The following is a 19,417-nucleotide window of genomic DNA, read 5'->3' as shown; positions in this document are numbered from 1 at the left end:
TATCTATCTACGCGTCCGTTATCAGAACCCGAAAAAACACACGCTACCCATGATTCTTCCGTATCGACTCGAAGCGCGCACGACGCCCTCGCGCACCATGCAGCTCGCCGTGCCGCTGATCGCGGCATTGCTCACACTCGCAATCGGCTTCGTGATCTTCGGCCTCGTCGGCCGCGATCCGCTGCAAGCCATGCACGCGTTCTTCATCGAACCGCTGTCGAGCGTGAACGGCTGGTCGGAGCTTCTGCTCAAGGCTTCACCGTTGTGCCTGATCGGTCTCGGGCTTGCCATCGGCTATCGCGCGAATGTGTGGAACATCGGCGCGGAAGGGCAGATGCTGCTCGGCGGCATTGCCGCGAGCGGCGTCGCTATCTATTTCGATCAGGCGAGCGGCTGGTGGATTCTGCCGCTGATGATGATCGCCGGTGTGATCGGCGGCATGCTGTGGGCGGCGATTCCCGCGCTGCTGAAAAGCCGCTTCAACACCAACGAGATTCTCGTGAGCCTCATGCTCACGTACGTGGCTACGCAACTGCTGATCTATCTGGTGAGCGGCCCCTGGCGCGATCCGCAGGGCATGAATTTTCCGCTGTCCGAAATGTTCAGCGGCGACGCACTCTATCCGACGTTTTACGGCGACTGGCACTGGAAATGGCTGCGCGGCACGCGTCTGAATGCTTCGGTATTCGTCACGCTGATTGCGATTCCGCTCGTATGGCTCTTCATGCGCAAAAGCTTTGCCGGTTACCGGATGAACGTCGGCGGTCTTGCGCCGCTTGCCGCCCGCTATGCGGGCTTCTCCGACAAGAAAACCATCTGGATGTCGCTTTTGATCAGCGGCGGACTCGCGGGCCTCGCAGGCATGGGCGAGATCGCCGGGCCTATCGGCCAGTTGCAGGCGACGTGGTCGCCGGGTTACGGCTTCACGGCGATCATCGTCGTGTTCGTCGGACGGCTGCATCCGGTGGGCATCGTGCTAGCAAGTCTGCTGATGGCGTTGCTGTATCTCGGCGGCGAAGCAGTGCAGACCTCGATGCAGTTGCCGCAGGCGCTCTCCGGCGTGTTCCAGGGACTGCTGCTGTTCTGCCTGCTCGGCGCCGATCTGTTCGTGAATTACCGTGTGCGCCGGCGCTCCGTTGCCGCGCAAGCCCACTGACCCGTCTATCGCTTCGTTGCCGCAATCCATGGATATTCAACAAGCCAGCGCGCTCACGTCGAGCGCCGTCACTGCCGCGATTCCGCTGATGTTCGCGGGCGCGGGCGAACTCGTCACCGAAAAGTCGGGCGTTCTCAATCTCGGCGTGGAAGGCATGATGCTGATGGGCGCCGTGACCGGCTACGCAGTCACCGCGATCACCGGCAGTCCGTGGCTCGGTGTGCTCGCCGCGATCGGCGCGGGCCTCGCGATGTCGCTGCTGTTCGCGTTTCTCACGCTGACCATGCTCGCCAACCAGGTCGCCACGGGTCTGTCACTGACCATCTTCGGCATCGGCCTGTCCGCGTATGTCGGCAAGCCGTACACGTCGGCGGCCGTACGCGCGACCATCGACACGTGGACCATTCCGGGTCTCTCGAAGATTCCGGTGCTCGGTCCTGCGCTCTTCAGTCTCACGCCGCTCGATTACCTCGCGTTTGTGATGTTCGCGGTAATCGGCTGGTTTCTGTATCGCACACGCGCGGGGCTCGTGCTGCGCTCGGTCGGCGAGTCGCCGCAGGTCGCGCATTCGGTCGGCTTCCCGGTGGTGGGTGTGCGCTATGGTGCGGTCGCATTCGGCGGCGGCATGGCGGGACTGGCTGGCGGCTACTATTCGATCGTCAATCTGCACCTCTGGCAGGAACAACTCACGTCGGGCCGAGGCTGGATTGCGCTCGCGCTCGTCGTATTCGCGACGTGGCGCCCCGGGCGCCTCCTGATCGGCGCGCTGCTGTTCGGTGCCGTCACCGGCCTGCAGTTCTATGCGCAGGCGATCGGCGTGCCGGTGCCGACGCAATTCCTCGCCATGCTGCCGTATGTCGCGACGGTCGTCGTGCTGGTGCTGATCTCGCGCAACCCGAACACGATCCGCCTGAACGCGCCCGCATCGCTTGGCAAGCCGTTTTTCTCGGCAGGCTGAGGACCGCCGGAACGTGCTTCGCAACTCTCAAATCATTCGATAAACACGACAGGAGAAAACATGAAGAGAAGAAATCTGCTGACCGCTTTTGCGTGGGGCGCGGCGTCGCTCGCGCTGACTGCGTCGCTGCCGCAGGCCGCGCAAGCAGCGGACGCGCCGGGCGTGGCGTTTGTCTATCTGGGCAATCCGGGCGATGCCGGCTGGACCTTCGCGCACGACCAGGGCTCGAAGGAAGCCGAGGCGAAGTTCGGCAGCAAGATCAAGATCACGCGCATCGAGAACGTGCCCGAATCGGCCGACTCGGAGCGCGTATTCCGCGATCTGGCGAACAAGGGCAACAAGATCATCATCGGTTCGAGCTTCGGCTATCAGGACTTCGAACTCAAAGTTGCGAAGGACTTTCCGGACACCGTTTTCCTGCACGCAACCGGCTACAAGAAGGCGCCGAATTTCGGCACTTACGACGTGCGCATGTATCAGGGCGCATACCTCGCCGGCGTGGCCGCCGGTTACGTGACGAAGACGAATACGCTCGGCTTCGTCGCTTCGGTGCCGATTCCGGAAGTGGTTCGCAACATCAATGCGTACACGCTCGGCGCGCGCTCGGTGAATCCGAAAGTGCATACGAAGGTCATCTGGATCAATAGCTGGTTCGATCCGGGCAAGGAGAAGCAGGCCGCCGAAACGCTGATCGGCCAGGGTGCCGACGTGCTGTTGCAGAACACCGATTCGAGCGCGACGCTCGCGACTGCATCGGAGAAGCATGTGCACGCGTTCGGCTGGGATTCGGACATGAAGAAGTTCGGCCCGAGCGCGCATCTGGGCTCGGTGGTCGCGCACTGGGGCGTGTACTACAACGCGGCGATCCAGCAGGTGCTGGACGGCAAATGGAAGAACGACCCGGTGTGGTGGGGCATTCCGCAGAAGGCCGTCGATCTGGAAGATCTGAACACGGCGGCAATTCCGGCTGACGCGCAGAAGAAAGTCGCCGCGAAGCGCGACGAACTGGCGGGCGGCAAGTGGGATGTGTTCGCCGGTCCGATCAAGGACCAGTCCGGCACGGTGAAGGTGCCGGCCGGCAAGACGCTGACCGATCCGGAGTTGCAGCGTTTGAACTGGTATGTGGAAGGCGTGGACGGTTCGTTGCCGAAGTAAGGCCGTTGCGTTGCGGCGGGCGGCCGATGGGGCACGCCGCCGCTGCATGAAAAGACTGCAGGAGCCGCGTCCACTACGGACGCGGCTCTTCCGCTTTTAGGCGGGCGCTGTGCGGCGGCTGTGGCGTCGCTGGCGTTTGCCGCATCAATCGTCTATCCGCAAGCCCACCTTGATCGTCACCTGCCAGAAGGCGACTTTGTCATTCTCGATCTGGCCCCGGGTTTCCGTCACTTCGAACCAGTGCAGATTACGCAGCGTTTTCGATGCCTTCGCAATGGCGGTGCTGATGGCGTCGTCGATCGATTTCGGCGATGAGCCGGTCAGTTCGATCTGCTTGTAGACGTGGTCTGACATGAAGTCTCTCCTTTGATCTTCGTTGACGTTCAGAAAGTATAGGTAACGCGCACGGGTAAAACGTCAGTCGCGTGAAGATGTGATGTTGCACGTCGCGTGCCCGATAAACGGACCCGGAGGGCGCCGGTGATCCGCCATCTGCTGCCGCGCTCGGCCGTCGCTACACATCTCGAACCGCAAGCCGGCAAAGCCGGGGCGAGGCCGGTTTCCCGGCGTTCACAGACATTCCGCAGACGCTGCGCGCCGTTGCCGGCCGCTGACGCGTCGCACGTGGGATGGATTCGCGATAACCTGCTAAAATAGTCGGTTTTTCGCCGATATCACATTCAAAGGGACGCGCCGTGCTGTCTACTGCCAACATCACCATGCAATTCGGGCCAAAGCCCCTGTTCGAGAACATCTCGGTCAAATTCGGGGGAGGGAACCGCTATGGCCTGATCGGTGCAAACGGCTGCGGCAAGTCCACCTTCATGAAAATCCTGGGTGGCGACCTGGAGCCGAGCTCGGGCAACGTGATGCTCGAGCCGAACGTGCGCCTCGGTAAATTGCGCCAGGACCAGTTCGCGTATGAAGACGTGCGCGTGCTCGACGTCGTGATGATGGGCCATGCCGAAATGTGGGCCGCCATGACCGAGCGCGACGCGATCTACGCAAACCCCGACGCGACCGACGACGACTACATGCACGCGGCCGAACTCGAAGCGAAGTTCGCCGAGTACGACGGCTACACCGCCGAGGCGCGCGCGGGCGAACTGCTGCTCGGCATCGGCATCGCCATTGAAGATCACAACGGCCCCATGAGCAACGTCGCGCCCGGCTGGAAGCTGCGCGTGCTGCTCGCGCAGGCGCTGTTCTCGAAGCCGGACGTGCTGCTGCTCGACGAGCCGACCAACAACCTGGACATCAACTCGATCCGTTGGCTGGAAGACGTGCTCAACCAGTACAACTCGACGATGATCATCATCTCGCATGACCGCCACTTCCTGAACCAGGTCTGCACGCACATGGCCGACATGGACTTCGGCACGCTGAAGGTCTATCCGGGCAATTACGACGACTACATGCTGGCCAGCACGCAGGCGCGCGAGCGTCAGCAGAACGCGAATGCGAAGGCGAAGGAGCGTGTCGCCGACCTGCAGGACTTCGTGCGCCGCTTCTCGGCGAACAAGTCGAAGGCGCGTCAGGCAACCAGCCGTCTGAAGATGATCGACAAGATCAAGATCGAGGAATTCAAGCCGTCGTCGCGGCAGAATCCGTTTATTCGCTTCGAGTTCGAGAAGAAGCTGCACAACATCGCGGTAGTTGCGGACAGCATCTCGAAGAAGTACGAGCGCACGATCTTCAACGATTTCAGCATCAGCGTGCAGCCCGGTGAGCGGATCGCAATCATCGGCGAGAACGGCGCGGGCAAGACTACGCTGTTGCGCTCGCTGCTCGGCAAGCTCGAACTCGACCACGGCACGGTGAAGTGGGCGGAAAACGCGAACGTCGGTTATATGCCGCAGGACACGTACGAGGAGTTTCCGAACGACGTCACGCTGATGGACTGGATCGACGCCTATCGCAAGGAAGGCGACGACGAGCAGATGGTGCGCGGCACGCTCGGCCGTCTTCTGTTCAATGCGGACGACATCCGCAAGTCGGTCAAGGTGCTGTCGGGTGGCGAGAAGGGCCGCATGATCTGGGGCAAGCTGATGCTGGGCCGCCATAACGTGCTGCTGATGGACGAGCCGACCAACCACATGGACATGGAATCGATCGAGTCGCTGCAAATCGCGCTCGACAAGTTTGAAGGCACGCTGATTTTCGTGTCGCACGACCGCGAGTTTGTTAGCGGGCTTGCGAACCGGATCATCGAAGTCAAGACGAACGGTACGCTGAACGACTTCGGTGGGAACTACGAAGACTTCCTGTTGAGCCAGGGCGTGCAGTAAAGCCTCTGAGAAGCACATTTGCGAAGCCATTGATCGTCGGGCTTGTCCCGTCGAACACATGGCTCCCGAGAACGGCGGTCCGGCATGCTCTACGCATGTCGGACCGCCGTTTTCATTTCGCCGGCGCCTGACCCGATGACAGAATCGTGCTCAGCGTCGTGCCGCCGATCGATTCGCAATCCGCTGGCTTCGGTTCAGTCCATTGCACGGCGACGCCGCGCACTACGGGTCTGACCATCCGCCACGGCCAGAAGCCGAAGCGCTGCGAACCGCTGTACTCGATAATCGCATCGGCTCCACGCAGTTGCGCGTACTCGGCCATTTTCGGAAGGATGTCCGCGACGCCGCCGTAGGTGCCTTTGCCGATCTTCACATTCTTGATGACCTTGTACTTCTGACTGGCAGGCGGCAGCCGTGCAAAGAAGCAGAAGTTGCCAAGGCCGCCGGGAAGATCGGCCACTGGATGCGCGGCCTCTTTCGTCAGGTCCAATTCGGCTTCAGATGCAGCGTCCGGCGCGGATTCCGCCGCGCGCGCGGTGCCTGCTGTCACGGCGATTGCAATCAGCGCCGCGATCAGCGGAAGTTTTAGGTGTCGTATGGGGATCATGGTTGGTCTCGATGCATATGCGCCGCGGGACGGGCGCTTTTTTATGAAGTCGGATAGTAAGCGAGCGCGGCGCTATTGGCTAGCGGGCTTCTGCTCTGTTCGCCGCCCACCTCCCACACCGCCCCTTCCTCCGACGCTGTTTAAAATAGAACCATCAATATCCGGAGACAGAGGCCGACCATCATGAAGACCTACGACAAACTCTATATCGACGGAAAATGGATTGCGCCCTGCGGCACCGGTACGATCGACGTGATCGATTCGGGCACCGAGGAAGTCATGGGGCGCATCCCCGAAGGCGTCGAAGCCGATGCCGAAAGCGCGATTGCCGCCGCGCGCGTGGCCTTCGACGGCTGGGCCGCGACGCCCGCCGCGCAGCGCGGCGAGTATCTGCAGCGCATTGCGGCCAACCTGAAAGCGCGCACCGATGAACTGGCTGCGCTGATCGCGGGCGAAGTAGGCATGCCGCTGAAGCTCTCGCGCGCCATTCAGGTTGGCAGTCCCGTGTACAACTGGAACGCGTATGCGAAGCTCGCCAGCGACTTCGAATTCGAGACGCGCGTCGGCAATTCGCTCGTCGTGCGCGAACCGGTCGGCGTGGTTGCCGCCATCACGCCATGGAACTATCCGCTCAATCAGATCACGCTGAAGGTGGCGGCGGCGCTCGCCGCCGGTTGCACGGTCGTGCTCAAGCCTTCGGAAATCGCGCCGTTGAATGCCTTCGTGCTGGCCGAGGCGATTCACGAAGCCGGGCTGCCCGCCGGCGTGTTCAATCTCGTCAGCGGTTACGGGCCGGTCGTCGGCGAGATTCTCGCGAGCCATCCATCGGTCGATATGGTGTCGTTCACCGGTTCCACGCGCGCGGGCAAGCGCGTGTCCGAACTGGCGTCGGCGACGATCAAGCGCATCGCACTCGAACTCGGCGGAAAGTCGGCCTCGGTGATTCTCGACGACGCCGATTTCGCCGCCGCGGTGAAAGGCACCGTCAGCGCGTGCTTCCTGAACTCGGGGCAAACGTGCTCTGCGCACACGCGCATGCTGGTCCCCGAAGCACGCTACGACGAAGCACGAGCGCTCGCGAAACAGGTGGCCGAGACATATGCAGCCGGCGATCCGCGTGACGAGAAAACGCGCCTCGGGCCATTGGCATCGGCGGCGCAGCAGGCGCGCGTGCAGCAGTACATCGCCAGGGGAATCGAGGAGGGCGCCGAGCTCGTGACCGGCGGCGCGGGGCTGCCCGACGGCGTGTCGAAGGGCTTCTTCGTCAAGCCGACTGTGTTCGGCCGGGTGCATCCGAAAGCGACGGTCGCGCAAGAGGAAATCTTCGGCCCGGTCCTGTCCATTCTGACCTACAAGGACGAAGAAGAAGCGATTCGGATTGCCAACGATTCGCCTTATGGGCTGGCCGGCGCGGTCTGGGCCGGCAGCGACGAACGCGCGCAACGCGTTGCGCGCCGCATCCGCACGGGCCAGATCGACATCAACGGCGGTGCATGGAATATGGCCGCGCCGTTCGGCGGCTTCAAGCAATCGGGCTTTGGACGCGAAAACGGAGTCTACGGACTCGAGGAATATCTCGAACTCAAGTCGATGCAATTCAAAGTTTGATCCGGATGACCGGCGTCAAGCAAACGGCACGCGCGGCAACGTCATTCGCGCGCTGCTTGACCTGACGCAACCCCGGCTGCGCCCGACCGACGATGATCGGCGATTCGATAATCGTCCGTCGGATCAGTCATGCTCCACTCTCACTCCTTTTCACCGCTAGTTATCCGCGGCCGCTCGCTACTACCGATCGTGCAAGGCGGCATGGGCGTCGGTATCTCCGCGCACCGGCTCGCAGGCAGCGTCGCACGCGAGGGCGCGCTCGGCACGATTGCCAGCATCGACCTGCGCCATCACCATCCAGACCTCGTCGAGCGCTGCAGCCAGTCGCCCGACCACGCCACGCTGGAACAGGCCAATCTTACGGCGCTCGCACGCGAAATCCGTGCGGCGAAGGCGCTCAGCGAAGGCCGCGGCATGATCGCCGTCAACGTGATGAAGGCGGTCAGCGCGCAGGCCGATTACGTCCGCGTGGCTTGCGAAAGCGGCGCCGACGCAATCGTAATGGGCGCGGGTCTGCCGCTCGACTTACCGGAAATGACCCAAGGTCACGACATCGCGCTGATTCCGATCCTCTCGGACAGCCGCGGCGTTGCGCTGGTGCTGAAGAAGTGGATGAAAAAAGGCCGCTTGCCCGACGCTGTCGTGATAGAGCATCCGGCGCACGCGGGCGGCCATCTGGGCGTCACGAACATCGCCGATATGAACGATCAGCGCTTTGACTTCATGCGGATTCTGCAAGAACTCGACGCCGTATTCGTCTCGCTCGGGCTCGATCGCAAGCAGGTGCCGTTGATTCTCGCGGGCGGCATCAATAGTCATGAGGCCGTGCGCACGCTGCTCAACGCGGGCGCTGACGGTGTGCAGCTCGGCACGCCGTTCGCCGTGACCGAGGAAGGCGACGCGCATCCGAACTTCAAGCGCGTGCTCGCCGAGGCGGCGCCGGAAGACATCGTCGAATTTGTCAGCGTGACGGGCTTGCCCGCGCGCGCGGTGAAAACGCCATGGCTCACGCGCTATCTGCGGCATGAAAGCAGGATTCGCGACAAGGTCGGCGCGCTCAAACACGCTTGCCCGACCGCGCTGGAGTGTCTGAGCGTGTGCGGCTGGCGCGACGGCGTCGAGAAGTTCGGCCATTTCTGCATCGACACGCGGCTCGCAGCGGCGTTGCGCGGCGACGTGGCAAACGGCCTCTTTTTTCGGGGCAAGGAAGCACTGCCGTTCGGCTCGGCGATTCGTAGCGTGCACGATCTGCTCGAACTGCTGCTGACCGGTGCGACGCGACCGGCTGTCGCAGGGCGCTGGGCTTTCTCTCTCGGTTGATGGGTGTCAACTTGTCGCGCGGCTAGAGCTTCGACAATCCCCGCACATTACCAACAATCGGGGAAGTAGATGAAACTCTCGCTCAGGAAACTCTCGCTCAACAAGATCAGGACCGCCGCCATTGCATCGAGCGTGCTATGCGCGGCTGCGGTAGCGTCGCAGGCACATGCTGCCGGCGACGACACACTGAGCGGCATTCACGCCGGCGACGTGCTCGTGCGTCTACGCGCCATCAGCATCGTGCCGAACGTGGACACGACCGGCACGCTGTCGGCTCTGAACGTCGGCGTGAATAACGCGACCGTGCCCGAACTGGATCTGACCTACATGATCCGCGACTATCTCGGCGTCGAACTGATTCTGGGCACGTCGCGCCATCAACTCATGTCGAGCATCGGCGGTCTGGGTGGCGTGAACGTATTGCCGCCGACGCTGCTGCTGCAATATCACTTCAATCACGCGGGGCGCGTGCGGCCATACGTCGGCGCGGGTCTGAACTACACGCTGTTCTACAACAATGGTCTGCATGTCGGCACTCAGCCGGTGTCGACCACCAATCACAGCTTCGGTCCGGCGTTGCAGGCAGGCGTCGACGTGCAGGTGACGAAGTCGCTGTTCGTCAACGCGGACATCAAGAAAATCTGGATGCACACGGACGCGTCGCTCAACGGTCAGCCGCTTGGCCGCGTGAGCATCGATCCGGTGGTGGTGGGGCTAGGTATAGGTATGCGCTTCTAGGCGCATGGCTCGGGCTTCGAGCGAGGCACTAACGGTGTGTCCTCATCGAAGCACGGGCGGCTGCGCCGGGACATTTTGCGTGACTGTTCCGGCGAACGTCTCAAAGCTTGTCGTTCTGAAAGCGCATGGCCGTGCCTTCCTGCTCGATGCGTACCCACACGGCCCGCTTTTCTTCGTCGCTGAAAAAAACCCAGTTGGACACTTCGACGGCGGTGCGGCCGCAACCCTTGCAGATGTCGTCGAACAGCGTGGAACACACGCCAATACAAGGGCTGTCGGGAAGAGCGTGGAGATTTGAAGCCATCGGAAACCTTGCGGCAGGGAAGCGGAGTTCCGCTATGTTAACCGATACGAGGCGCGAGGCCCGCCGAGCCGAGCAGCGCATCGAATAGTGCAGCCGATTGCACGTCGAACAGCCCGTCGAACAGCGCATCGACGAGCGCAGCGGCCCACGCATGCCGCTGCCTGGCCCGCAGTGTCATCGCGCAATGCTGTAGCCGATTCGCGCCATCCAATGCTGACGGTTGTTGTAGTCGAGCAGATCCTCCCCGTAGCCGTTGAAGTATCCGATCCACAAGTAGCCGCCCCATGCGCTGCCCAGCAGCTTCGCGAGCGGATAGGTGAATTGCGTATCCACGCTGCCGTACCAGTGCTTGGTGCCTTTGCGCAGCGTGGTCGCAAGCTGCCAGCCGTCGGGGCTGCCGTATTTGACAAGCAGATCGACATAGCCGCGATAGTCCGCAATGTCAGGGTTACTCTCCTTGCCGAAGTAGTAATAGATTTTCGGCGACACCGTCAGATGGTTGGCCGTCAGATCGCCGAATTCCCACGTCGGGCGGATGAACGGCATATTGATGCTGCGTGAATCGGCTCCTCCCTTACCGTTCGATTCGTGCGCGACGCCTGCGGCGAAGCCCATCCGCGTAAAGAGCGGGCTGCGCCAGCCCGTGTCCGGCACGTAGTAGAACAGTTGCGGCGAGTAGGTCGTGTCGTGGAACGGCCGGGATTCGGCGGACAGATCCCATATCGACGTCTGCGTGTACGCGAAGTACAGGTTGTCGATGAACGCCCTTGAGCGCAGGTCGTCCGGAATGCGCAGTCGATACTTGAAGCTCAGTTGCAGCCGTGCGTTGGTGTCGCCGTTGTGGCCGACGCCGAAGTACATCGGCTCGTAGTAGGAGACGTGCGCGAACACGCCGCGTCCAGTGGTCGATAGCGAGTCCCCGGGCGGCGAGATGGCGTCGCCCGTGGGGCCGTCGAGCGCCGCCGCCGTCGCCGCGGCCTGTGCGGGCGTGCTGGCCTGGCTCTCGCTGCGCTCGGCCTGCACGATCGCATCCTGCTGCGGTGTGCGATTGATCACGACGAGCGCCGGCGATGCATCGAACCCGACTGGATCGATACGCATCTCGCCGCGCGCCGATTCCGGCCACGGCGCCGAAAAGCGCACTTTGCGAAACTGGCCCGGCCGCAGACGCAGCGTGTCGGGCACGCCCGCTTCCCGCGCGAGTTCGAGCGGCTGCGGCGACTGTTCGCCGCCGGTCAGGGTGACGCGCAACGTTTGCGGCACGGTGACGCTCAGCGGGCGGGTGTCGTCGGCGGAATAAAGCAGCGTGATCTGCAACGGCTCATGGGCCGCCGCGATGCGCGCGGGCTGCAGCATCGCCACCGTGGCGGCCGCCTCGCCCGGCAACGCGCTCGACAATGCGAAGACGGCGAAAGCCAATGTGAGTCTGTTGCGGCGTGGAGAGCCATGAGCGCGGCGAATCGTCATGAAGATGCGGCGAGCAAAGCGGTCGAATGAAGCAACAAGGTGCATGGGCTGTCGTCCAGGAGCGAGGCTGCAAGCGAAACGGCGCGGCGCGTCTCGAATGAAGTCATGCGCGGCGCCTGTTTTTCGCCGCCGCGTCGATGCGAGAGGCTTGGAGGTGGCAAAAGAATGGCTGCCGGATGGCTAGGACAAGATCGCAGGCAGCCACCGGAATTCACAGCAGCACGGCGCGGCGCCATGGCGATCGGCGGTGCCGTACAGGTTGAAATACTAAAAGATTATTTACAAGTTGACTGCAACCGTAAGCGGATTCGCATCGGGCGCGGGGCCGGAAGCCGAGGCGCCCTCAATTGCCGAACGCGACCTGCCAGAGCAGCGCTCCGTTGAGCATGATGATGAAGGTGGCCGACAGCCACGCCAGCACCAGCGGCACGCCGTGCACTCGCCAGCCGCGCATCAGCCGTGCATCGGATGCGTAACGGATCAACGGTACGACCGCGAGCGGCAATTGCAGGCTCAGCACGACCTGGCTCGCCACCAGCAACTGATTGGAGCCTTCCTGGCCGTACATGGTCACGGCCACCAGCGCGGGGCCGATCGCCAGCGCGCGCGTGAGCAGCGCGCGTTTCCAGCGCGGCAGACGCAGTTGCAGGAAGCCCTCCATGACCGCCTGGCCCGCTAGCGTGCCGGTAACGGTCGCGCTCAGGCCGCACGCCAGCAGCGCCGCCGCGAACAGAATGCCGGCCCAGTGGGTGCCCAGCAGCGGCGCAATCAGGCGGTGAGCGTCCGCGAGATCGGTGACGTCCCGATGGCCGCTCGTATGAAACACGGCCGCCGCGACGATCAGCAGCGCCGCATTGATCACAAAGGCGAAGAGGAGCGAGCCGATGGTGTCGATATTGACGACATGCAATGCCGCCTTGATCTGCGCGTCGCTGCAGTCGGGCGCGTGGTGCTTGACGAGCGACGAATGCAGATAGAGGTTGTGCGGCATCACGGTGGCGCCGACGATGCCCGCCGCGAGCCACACCATCCCCGCGTTGCGCAATAGCTGGACGCTGGGCACCGTGCCCGCCAGCGCCGCATGCCAGTCGGGCCGCGCAAGCGCCAGTTCGATCACGAAGCACAAGCCGACGAAACCGATCAGCAACGCAATCACCGCTTCCAGCTTGCGGCCGCCTTTCTGCTGGAGCGCGAGCAGCGCGAAGGTACAGACAGCCGACATCAGCACGCCGACAGTCAGCGACACGCCCAGTAGCAATTGCAACGCGACGGCGCTGCCAACCACCTCGGCGACGTCGCAGGCGATGATCGCGACCTCGCTCGTCAGCCACAGAAAGATAGTGCGGCGCCGCCCCGAATGTTCGCGGCAAACCTGCGCGAGGTCGCGCCCGGTGACGACGCCGAGCCGCGACGACAGCCATTGCAGCAGCATGGCCATCAGGCTCGCGAGCACGACCATGCCCAGCAACTGATAACCATAGCCGGCGCCCGCGCCGAGGGCCGTGGCCCAATTGCCGGGATCGATATAGCCGACCGCGATCAGCGCGCCGGCGCCGACGAACGAGAACCAGTGCGCGGGTCCTTTTTCGGGCAGACGTCGACGGCGGTTAGGGCGCAGCGCGAACGGATTGGTGTTCATGGATGCCTGAGGTCAAAGACTACCAAGTTCCGCAAGGGCCGTGCCCGCGGGGCTGATGCGGGCCCCGCCATGCGGCGCGGCGAGCCGCGCGGACCAAGCCGTGCCGCGCGCTGCCGGGTCCCGCAGGCGGCCATACGCACAATACCGAGGCCCGAGGCCGTCGCGACCTGCGCCTGTCAGCCATTGTGCTCCGTCGCGGCATTGCGTTGTTGGGCGATGTCGGCGCAAAGCCGCCTGCATTGCGGTGTGCGGACAGCCGGGCGAAGCGCCCGCGCTGGCTGTCCCGCAGCCTTAGCCCGCCGGCAACTTCGCAGCGTGCCGCGAGCCGGGGTTTTTTTCGGGTAGACACGCGCCCATAACCCGCTAAAATTGCGCCCATTTTCCGGCGGTGCGGCTTACGCTGTACCGTTTGCGCGACAATGCGGCGTTTTTTTTGGACCGCGCAATAATTGGTGGTAGTTTTCGGGTTTTTCAGGGGAGCCGTGACGCTGCATTGACACCGCGTCGCGGCATGCGTGAGGACGGCCGGTTCGGACCGGTCAGGATCGGAGAACGGGATGAAAAGACGGGTAGTGGGGCAAGTAGCTGCGCTGGTCTTGTGCGCGGCGCCGTGGCTGACGGCGGCAGCGAAGGATACGCAGCTCAACGTGTATAACTGGTCCGATTACATCGCCAAGGACACCATTCCGAACTTCACCAAGCAGACCGGCGTCCAGGTCAAATACGACAACTACGACAGCGACGACACGCTGCAAGCCAAGCTTCTGACCGGCAATTCCGGTTACGACATCGTCGTGCCGACCAGCAATTACGCCGGCAAACAGATCGCAGCGGGCATCTTCTCGCCGCTCGATAAATCGAAACTGCCGAACCTGAAGTACCTCGACCCTTCGCTGATGTCGCTCGTCGCAGGCGCCGATCCGGACAACAAGTTCACGGTGCCCTGGGCATACGGCACGACCGGACTCGGCTATAACGTCACAAAGGCACAGCAGATCCTCGGCAAGAACGTTCCGCTCGATAACTGGGACATCCTGTTCAAGCCGGAAAACATTTCGAAGCTGAAGGCCTGCGGCGTGTCCGTGCTCGACGCGCCGGATCAGATGTTCGCCGCCGCGCTGCACTACATCGGCAAGGATCCGATGAGCACGAACCCGGCCGACTATCGCGCCGCGCTCGCCATGCTCAAGAAGATCCGTCCGTATATCACGCAGTTCAACTCGTCGGGCTATATCAACGACCTGGTCGGCGGCGACGTCTGCTTCGCATATGGCTGGTCGGGCGACGTCGTGATCGCCAAGCATCGCGCGATCGAGGCGAAGAAGGCGTACAAGATCGAGTACTACATCCCGAAGGGCGGCGCGCCCGTGTGGTTCGACGTAATGGCGATTCCGAAAGACGCGAAGAACAAGGAAGCCGCGCTCGAATGGATCAACTACATCGAAACGCCGCAAGTCCACGCCGCGATCACCAACGCCGTCTACTATCCGAGCGCGAATCTCGAAGCGCGCAAGTACGTGGACAAGGACGTCGCGAACGATCCTGCTGTGTATCCGCCGCCCGACGTCATCAAGACATTGTTCCTGCTGAAGCCGCTGCCGCCTGAAATCCAGCGGCTGCAGACGCGGCTCTGGACTGAGTTCAAGTCCGGCCGCTAACCCGGCCAGAGTGAATGGGTAAGCATCATCAAGAAGCCCTCGGTGTCCACCGGGGGCTTTGTTCGTCAAACGCCGGAGTAAAGCATTGTGATGAGTAGTGAGCAGTCGGGCGCGCTGGACCGGGTGGCCGCGCCGTCCGCTGGCGGCAACGCCGCGATGAACGACGCAGCCGAGAACTTCGTGCAGATCGTCGACGTCGTAAAAAAATTCGGCGAGACCGTGGCGGTCAAGCAGGTCAATCTTTCGGTGAAAAAGGGCGAGCTGTTCGCGCTGCTCGGTAGTTCCGGATGCGGCAAGTCGACGTTGCTGCGCATGCTGGCCGGGCTCGAGACCGTGACCTCGGGCAAGATCCTGATCGACGGCGAGGACCTCGCGCAACTGCCGCCGTATCGCCGGCCGGTCAACATGATGTTTCAGTCGTATGCGCTTTTTCCGCACATGACGGTCGAGTCGAACGTCGCGTTCGGTCTGAAGCAGGAAGGCGTGCCCAAGGCGGAATTGAAGGACCGCGTGCAGACCGCGCTCGAACTCGTGCAGATGGGCCGCTTCGCGAGCCGGAAGCCGCATCAGCTTTCGGGCGGACAGCAGCAACGTGTCGCGCTGGCGCGCTCTCTCGTGAAGCGGCCCAAGCTGTTGCTGCTCGACGAGCCGATGTCCGCGCTCGACAAGCAGATCCGTCAACGCACGCAGATCGAGCTCGTCAACATTCTCGACACGGTCGGCGTGACCTGCATCATGGTTACGCACGATCAGGAAGAAGCCATGACGATGGCGGGCCGCCTCGCCGTGATGAGCGAAGGCGAGATCGTGCAGTTAGGCACGCCGCACGAGGTCTACGAGTATCCGAATAGCCGCTTTTCGGCCGAGTTCATCGGCTCGACGAATCTGTTCGAAGGACATACGGTCGAAGACGAGCCCGATCACGTCTTTATCGAAACGCCCGTTCTCACCTGCCACCTGTATGTAAGCCACGGCATTACCGGTCCGCTCGGCATGCCGGTGACGATTTCCGTGCGGCCCGAGCGAATCGCGCTTACGCGTAAGCCGCCCGAGGGCGCATACAACTGGGGCAAGGGCGTCGTCACGAATATCGCTTACATGGGCGGCTATTCGCTGTACCACGTGAAGCTCGACAGCGGCAAAACGGTGATCGCGAATGTGACGAGTCTCGCGCTCACGGAGATCGATCCGCCGACCTGGGGCGACGAGGTGTATGTGCGCTGGAGCGCGTCGGCCGGTGTGGTGCTCACGTCATGAAGCGCCGGTTCAATTCGTTCGTCAACTGGCCGGTGCGGCGCTTCAACCTGACTGGCCGCACCGCGGTCGTGGCCGGTCCGTTCGTCTGGCTGCTGCTGTTTTTTCTCGTGCCGTTCCTGCTGGTCGTCAAGATCAGCTTTGCCGATCTGCAGCTCGGCATTCCGCCGTACACGGAGCTGACGAGTTTTGTGGACGGCGCGATCCACCTCAAGCTCGACCTGTCGCATTACGCGTTTCTCGTCACGGACAGCCTTTACTTTGCGACGTACGTCAATTCGGTCGTGGTTGCCGCTATCTCGACGCTGCTGTGTCTGCTGATTGGCTATCCGATGGCGTATTACATCGCGCGATCGGATCCGGCGCGCCGCAATCTGCTGATGATGGCCGTGATGCTGCCGTTCTGGACATCGTTCCTGATTCGCGTTTATGCGTGGATCGGCATTCTGAAGAACAACGGCTTGCTGAATAATTTTCTGATGTCGATCGGTCTCATTCATTCGCCGATCGAGCTGTATCACACGAATACCGCCGTCTATATCGGCATGGTGTATTCGTATCTGCCGTTTCTCGTGATGCCCTTGTATGCGCACCTGGTGAAGATGGACATGACTTTGCTGGAGGCCGCATACGACCTTGGTGCAAAGCCGTGGAAAGCGTTCTGGCAGATTACGTTGCCGCTCTCGAAGAACGGCATTATCGCCGGTTGCCTTCTCGTCTTTATTCCGGCGGTGGGCGAGTACGTGATTCCGGAATTGCTGGGCGGCGCGAATACGCTGATGATCGGCCGCGTGATGTGGAATGAGTTCTTCGACAATGCGGACTGGCCGATGGCTTCGGCTGTGACCTGTGCGATGGTGCTGCTGCTGTTGGTGCCGATGGCGTTCTTTCAGTATGCGCAGGCAAAGGCGATGGAGGAAAGACGCTAATGAAGCCGAACCGGATCTTGCAGTTCACTGCGTTGGCGTTGGGCTTTCTGTTCCTGTATGTGCCCATTGTGAGTCTGATCGTCTATTCGTTCAACGAATCGCAACTGGTCACCGTATGGACGCGTTTTTCGACGCGCTGGTACGCAGCGTTACTGCATGACGACGAACTGATCGCTGCAGCGTGGCTGTCGTTGAGGGTGGCGGTGCTGACGGCGTTTGCGTCGGTGATTATCGGCACATGGGCCGGCTTTGTGCTCGCGCGCATGGGGCGTTTTCGCGGCTTCACGCTTTATACCGGCATGATCAACGCGCCGCTGGTGATTCCCGAGGTGATTCAGGGCATTTCGCTGCTGTTGCTGTTTATCGAAATGGCGAAGTGGCTCGGATGGCCGGCCGGGCGCGGCATATTCACGATCTGGATCGGGCACGTGATGCTGTGCATTTCGTACGTGGCGATTATTGTGCAGTCGCGCGTGAAGGAGTTGCATCCTTCGCTGGAGGAAGCGGCGCTCGATCTTGGGGCGACGCCGCTGCGGGTGTTTTTCTCGATCACATTGCCGCTGATTTCGCAGGCGCTGGTGTCGGGGTGGCTGTTGTCTTTTACCTTGTCCATCGACGATCTGGTTTTGTCCGCGTTTCTGTCGGGGCCTGGATCGACGACGTTGCCGCTGGTGGTTTTCTCGCGGGTGAGGCTGGGCTTGAATCCGGAGATGAATGCGTTGGCGACACTGTTTATTGCGGTGGTGTCCGTCGGGGTCGTGGCGGTTAATTATTTTATGCAGCGGGCGGAGAGGAGGAGGGTGCAGGTAGCGGTGTAGGTTTGTACGTGTCCGGTTTTTGGCCTTTCCTCGAAGAGAAGGAAAGGCCAGCAACAACAGTAAGCACAAAAGCGAAAGAGCCTAAACCCTATACCCGATCCTAACTCCACCCCAATGGCGCCCACGAACAAAAACCGGCGCCGACGCATCCTTCATCAAAACGAACTCTCCACCGCCCATATCGCGCCGATAAGTCTGAAGCAGAAACTTCTTCGTATGCGATCCAGCAGCAAGTCCCGTCCGGTCATTGAAAATGCGCCGGTTGCGGCAATTGGCCATGTTCCACACCACATCGTCGCGTTGCGGCAAAGAAAACTTCAGATTGTGTGTCGGCAGATAGCCTCGGACGTCGATTGCGGCAGAGAACGCCACGCGCGGATCGAGATCCAGTAACGGCTCCTGAATCGCCGGCAAAACGCGGTCGGTGAACGCAGTGAAACGCGTCATGAACTGTTGCGGATTACTGCCCGGCACCGGCACATAGTGTTGATCGAAAAGATCGTCGAGAGAAATCTCACCGCGCGCGACAGCCGCCTCGAATACCTTGCTTACCGAGGCCGCAGCCTCCTGCACGGCTTCGATAAAGCGCGTGTCAGCGGTTTCGACGCCCGCCGCCGCGGTCAACTCGATCAAGGTCTCCGACACGCCCAGCAAGTTGCCGAGACGATTCTTCGCCTGCACGAAGTTCTCGCTCGAATCCTCGACACCGCTTGCCATTTCGAGCACTTGCGCCTCGAGTCCGTCGCACTGCGTTTCGATTTCGCCGGTCAATGCCGCGATCTGCTCCGCCTCGTTGTTCAGATGCGCGATTGCGTCGCCCGTCGCATGCACGACGTCGCCGATCTTGCGCGTGCCTTCACGCACCCGATGCGCTCGCTTCGTGTTCACAGAGCCTTCGTTGATCAGCTGCTCGGTCTGCTGCGTGAGTTGCGCGAGCGTCGTCTCGATCTGACCGGTCGCCTGCGCGGTCTTTGCCGACAGATTCTTCACCTCGGCCGCCACGACCGCGAAACTCCGGCCGGACTCGCCGGCGCGCGCTGCTTCGATCGCGGCGTTCAGCGCGAGCAGATGCGTTTGCCGCGCGATCAGCGAGATTTCCTCCGACACGCGGCTCACGTGTGCAAGCGCGCTGCGCAGCGCGCCGATCTGGCTCTCGATCACCGTGACGCCTTCCACCAGACCGTGGATGTCGGCGAGCGATGCCTCCAGCGTTTCCTGCGATTCCTGCACGCCGGTTGCCGCATGCGCCGACACTTCGCGCATGCCTCGCGCAGCAGTCGCAATCCGATGATTGCCCGCGAGCGTCTGCGCGGCGGACTCGCGCAACGCCTGGCACACTTGCGCCTGATGCTGCACGCGCGCGGCGACTTCATCGACGTGGCCCGACACATCGCAGATTTCGATACCCAGTTTGCCCGCCTGCGAGGCAATATCGCCGACCACCGCCTGAGAGCGGGCCGGCCGGCGAAAGCTGAAACGCGACATAGACGTCTCCTTGATGACGCGAGCGGCGCTGGC

The 19,417-nt window shown here is 62.1% G+C and carries 18 protein-coding genes; 11 read left to right on the top strand and 7 right to left on the bottom strand.

The genetic code is table 11. The features are described 5' to 3' along the window. The first annotated feature begins 49 nt into the window (after positions 1-49). From JMY24_RS08020 to JMY24_RS08010, 3 genes are read left to right on the top strand one after another with little or no spacing between them, the layout of a single operon-like run. Positions 50-1,156, top strand: coding sequence for an ABC transporter permease (locus JMY24_RS08020; RefSeq protein ID WP_128595246.1), 1,107 nt, complete (start codon positions 50-52; stop codon positions 1,154-1,156). Between the two features lie 28 nt (positions 1,157-1,184). Then, positions 1,185-2,114, top strand: a complete 930-nt coding sequence (locus JMY24_RS08015) for an ABC transporter permease (protein ID WP_027777219.1) — start codon at positions 1,185-1,187, stop codon at positions 2,112-2,114. A 60-nt stretch (positions 2,115-2,174) separates the two neighbouring features. After that, positions 2,175-3,269 (top strand): BMP family ABC transporter substrate-binding protein, encoded by a 1,095-nt coding sequence (locus JMY24_RS08010; RefSeq protein ID WP_128590484.1) that lies wholly within the window; start codon positions 2,175-2,177, stop codon positions 3,267-3,269. A 144-nt stretch (positions 3,270-3,413) separates the two neighbouring features. Here the strand turns inward: JMY24_RS08010 and JMY24_RS08005 are convergent, their stop codons facing one another. Then, the gene (locus JMY24_RS08005) at positions 3,414-3,623 is read right to left on the bottom strand and encodes a dodecin (RefSeq protein ID WP_020070181.1); all 210 of its coding nucleotides are present in this window, start codon (positions 3,621-3,623) and stop codon (positions 3,414-3,416) included. Positions 3,624-3,964: 341 nt separating this feature from the next. Here JMY24_RS08005 and JMY24_RS08000 point away from each other — a divergent pair, with 341 nt between their 5' ends. Continuing rightward, positions 3,965-5,557 (top strand): ABC-F family ATPase, encoded by a 1,593-nt coding sequence (locus JMY24_RS08000; protein WP_128595244.1) that lies wholly within the window; start codon positions 3,965-3,967, stop codon positions 5,555-5,557. A gap of 112 nt (positions 5,558-5,669) precedes the next feature. Here JMY24_RS08000 and JMY24_RS07995 read toward each other — a convergent pair whose 3' ends face one another. Then, entirely contained in the window at positions 5,670-6,164 is a 495-nt protein-coding gene (locus JMY24_RS07995; protein WP_128595243.1) for a hypothetical protein, read from the bottom strand. A gap of 183 nt (positions 6,165-6,347) precedes the next feature. On the opposite strand from JMY24_RS07995, the gene JMY24_RS07990 reads away from it, so the two are divergent. The 3 genes from JMY24_RS07990 (at position 6,348) to JMY24_RS07980 (ending at position 9,830) form a co-directional block, all read left to right on the top strand. Beyond that, complete coding sequence (locus JMY24_RS07990; protein ID WP_201701770.1) at positions 6,348-7,772, top strand: aldehyde dehydrogenase family protein; 1,425 nt, start codon at positions 6,348-6,350, stop codon at positions 7,770-7,772. A gap of 129 nt (positions 7,773-7,901) precedes the next feature. Beyond that, positions 7,902-9,092: an NAD(P)H-dependent flavin oxidoreductase gene (locus tag JMY24_RS07985; RefSeq protein ID WP_201701768.1), complete on the top strand. Its 1,191-nt coding sequence runs from the start codon at positions 7,902-7,904 to the stop codon at positions 9,090-9,092. Between the two features lie 69 nt (positions 9,093-9,161). After that, a complete protein-coding gene (locus JMY24_RS07980; protein WP_128595241.1) occupies positions 9,162-9,830 on the top strand; it encodes an OmpW/AlkL family protein in 669 nt (222 codons plus the stop codon). Between the two features lie 100 nt (positions 9,831-9,930). Here the strand turns inward: JMY24_RS07980 and JMY24_RS07975 are convergent, their stop codons facing one another. The 4 genes from JMY24_RS07975 to JMY24_RS07960 form a co-directional block, all read right to left on the bottom strand. Then, entirely contained in the window at positions 9,931-10,134 is a 204-nt protein-coding gene (locus JMY24_RS07975; RefSeq protein WP_128595240.1) for a DUF1289 domain-containing protein, read from the bottom strand. 37 nt (positions 10,135-10,171) lie between these two features. Further along, positions 10,172-10,312 carry a hypothetical protein gene (locus JMY24_RS07970; RefSeq protein ID WP_164853518.1) on the bottom strand — a complete coding sequence of 47 codons (141 nt, stop codon included), beginning with the start codon at positions 10,310-10,312 and terminating at the stop codon, positions 10,172-10,174. Continuing rightward, positions 10,309-11,646, bottom strand: coding sequence for a phospholipase A (locus tag JMY24_RS07965; protein WP_201701766.1), 1,338 nt, complete (start codon positions 11,644-11,646; stop codon positions 10,309-10,311). Before JMY24_RS07965 ends, JMY24_RS07970 begins: the two co-directional genes overlap by 4 nt. A 298-nt stretch (positions 11,647-11,944) precedes the next feature. Further along, positions 11,945-13,240 carry an Nramp family divalent metal transporter gene (locus tag JMY24_RS07960; RefSeq protein ID WP_128592463.1) on the bottom strand — a complete coding sequence of 432 codons (1,296 nt, stop codon included), beginning with the start codon at positions 13,238-13,240 and terminating at the stop codon, positions 11,945-11,947. Between the two features lie 557 nt (positions 13,241-13,797). Between JMY24_RS07960 and JMY24_RS07955 the strand changes: the two genes are divergently transcribed. The 4 genes from JMY24_RS07955 (at position 13,798) to JMY24_RS07940 (ending at position 17,899) form a co-directional block, all read left to right on the top strand. Next, positions 13,798-14,898, top strand: a complete 1,101-nt coding sequence (locus tag JMY24_RS07955) for a polyamine ABC transporter substrate-binding protein (protein ID WP_128586963.1) — start codon at positions 13,798-13,800, stop codon at positions 14,896-14,898. 90 nt (positions 14,899-14,988) lie between these two features. After that, the gene (locus JMY24_RS07950; RefSeq protein ID WP_201701764.1) at positions 14,989-16,155 is read left to right on the top strand and encodes an ABC transporter ATP-binding protein; all 1,167 of its coding nucleotides are present in this window, start codon (positions 14,989-14,991) and stop codon (positions 16,153-16,155) included. Next, positions 16,152-17,081: an ABC transporter permease subunit gene (locus JMY24_RS07945; protein WP_128586959.1), complete on the top strand. Its 930-nt coding sequence runs from the start codon at positions 16,152-16,154 to the stop codon at positions 17,079-17,081. The genes JMY24_RS07950 and JMY24_RS07945 overlap by 4 nt, the downstream gene beginning before the upstream one ends. Next, complete coding sequence (locus JMY24_RS07940) at positions 17,081-17,899, top strand: ABC transporter permease subunit (protein WP_128595239.1); 819 nt, start codon at positions 17,081-17,083, stop codon at positions 17,897-17,899. Before JMY24_RS07945 ends, JMY24_RS07940 begins: the two co-directional genes overlap by 1 nt. An 81-nt stretch (positions 17,900-17,980) precedes the next feature. On the opposite strand, the gene JMY24_RS07935 is transcribed toward JMY24_RS07940, so the two are convergent. Next, complete coding sequence (locus tag JMY24_RS07935) at positions 17,981-19,384, bottom strand: methyl-accepting chemotaxis protein (protein WP_128595238.1); 1,404 nt, start codon at positions 19,382-19,384, stop codon at positions 17,981-17,983. Positions 19,385-19,417 lie beyond the last annotated feature (33 nt).

The organism is Paraburkholderia kirstenboschensis (genome assembly GCF_904848585.1).
GTDB classification, from domain to species: domain Bacteria; phylum Pseudomonadota; class Gammaproteobacteria; order Burkholderiales; family Burkholderiaceae; genus Paraburkholderia; species Paraburkholderia kirstenboschensis.
The sequence above is the reverse complement of the archived record's forward strand: the minus strand, read 5'-3'. Positions and strand labels throughout refer to the sequence as shown.

Coding starts and splice junctions, on each gene's coding strand:
- JMY24_RS07995 (WP_128595243.1), bottom strand. CDS start 6,164: ATGATCCCCATACGACACCTAAAACTTCCGCTGATCGCGGCGCTGATT.
- JMY24_RS07975 (WP_128595240.1), bottom strand. CDS start 10,134: ATGGCTTCAAATCTCCACGCTCTTCCCGACAGCCCTTGTATTGGCGTG.
- JMY24_RS08010 (WP_128590484.1), top strand. CDS start 2,175: ATGAAGAGAAGAAATCTGCTGACCGCTTTTGCGTGGGGCGCGGCGTCG.
- JMY24_RS07945 (WP_128586959.1), top strand. CDS start 16,152: ATGAAGCGCCGGTTCAATTCGTTCGTCAACTGGCCGGTGCGGCGCTTC.
- JMY24_RS08020 (WP_128595246.1), top strand. CDS start 50: ATGATTCTTCCGTATCGACTCGAAGCGCGCACGACGCCCTCGCGCACC.
- JMY24_RS07940 (WP_128595239.1), top strand. CDS start 17,081: ATGAAGCCGAACCGGATCTTGCAGTTCACTGCGTTGGCGTTGGGCTTT.
- JMY24_RS08015 (WP_027777219.1), top strand. CDS start 1,185: ATGGATATTCAACAAGCCAGCGCGCTCACGTCGAGCGCCGTCACTGCC.
- JMY24_RS07980 (WP_128595241.1), top strand. CDS start 9,162: ATGAAACTCTCGCTCAGGAAACTCTCGCTCAACAAGATCAGGACCGCC.
- JMY24_RS07965 (WP_201701766.1), bottom strand. CDS start 11,646: ATGCACCTTGTTGCTTCATTCGACCGCTTTGCTCGCCGCATCTTCATG.
- JMY24_RS07990 (WP_201701770.1), top strand. CDS start 6,348: ATGAAGACCTACGACAAACTCTATATCGACGGAAAATGGATTGCGCCC.
- JMY24_RS07950 (WP_201701764.1), top strand. CDS start 14,989: ATGAGTAGTGAGCAGTCGGGCGCGCTGGACCGGGTGGCCGCGCCGTCC.
- JMY24_RS08005 (WP_020070181.1), bottom strand. CDS start 3,623: ATGTCAGACCACGTCTACAAGCAGATCGAACTGACCGGCTCATCGCCG.
- JMY24_RS07970 (WP_164853518.1), bottom strand. CDS start 10,312: ATGACACTGCGGGCCAGGCAGCGGCATGCGTGGGCCGCTGCGCTCGTC.
- JMY24_RS07935 (WP_128595238.1), bottom strand. CDS start 19,384: ATGTCGCGTTTCAGCTTTCGCCGGCCGGCCCGCTCTCAGGCGGTGGTC.
- JMY24_RS07985 (WP_201701768.1), top strand. CDS start 7,902: ATGCTCCACTCTCACTCCTTTTCACCGCTAGTTATCCGCGGCCGCTCG.
- JMY24_RS07960 (WP_128592463.1), bottom strand. CDS start 13,240: ATGAACACCAATCCGTTCGCGCTGCGCCCTAACCGCCGTCGACGTCTG.
- JMY24_RS07955 (WP_128586963.1), top strand. CDS start 13,798: ATGAAAAGACGGGTAGTGGGGCAAGTAGCTGCGCTGGTCTTGTGCGCG.